The 551-nt window shown below is 63.2% G+C and carries 1 protein-coding gene; it reads left to right on the top strand.

The annotated features are described in order from the left end of the window. On the top strand, positions 1 to 551 hold a 551-nt coding region (locus tag A5702_RS12880; protein ID WP_068221188.1), incomplete at both ends, for a TetR/AcrR family transcriptional regulator.

The following is a 551-nucleotide window of genomic DNA, read 5'->3' as shown; positions in this document are numbered from 1 at the left end:
CCGGCCCCGTCCGATCTCGAGTCGGATGGGGAATTCGATCGCCGGGACCAGATCCTCGAGGCGGCGAACGAATGCTTCACCCAGCTCGGCATCGAGCGCACCAGCGTGCAGGACGTCGCGCGGAAAGCCAACGTGTCGCGGGGCACGGTGTACCGGTACTTCGAAGACCGCAACGTGCTCATCGACGCCGCGATCGAATTCGGTGCGCAGCGGTTTTATCGAGAGGTCGCTTCCGCCATGGCCAAGAAGAACACGCTGGCCGAGCAGGTCGGAGCGATGGCGGAAACCCATGCCAGAATCTTGCTGGACCATCGCACACGGAACCGTTTGATGGCCGACGATGCCGAGCTGATGCGCCACATGGTCGCCGACGGCGACGCTGCCGTCCGCCGAACCACAAAGTTCCTCGAACCCTACGTGCGCGACGCCCAGAAACGCGGCGAGGTCGGCGCCGGGGTCGACGTGACCGCCGGTAGCGAATGGCTGGCGAGAATCATCTATTCCTTTTCGACTGTCAATCAAGGTCTGACCTTCGATATGACCAAGCCGGC

It is taken from the genome of Mycobacterium sp. E3339 (assembly GCF_001666915.1).
Classification (GTDB): Bacteria; Actinomycetota; Actinomycetes; order Mycobacteriales; family Mycobacteriaceae; genus Mycobacterium.
The sequence above is the reverse complement of the archived record's forward strand: the minus strand, read 5'-3'. Positions and strand labels throughout refer to the sequence as shown.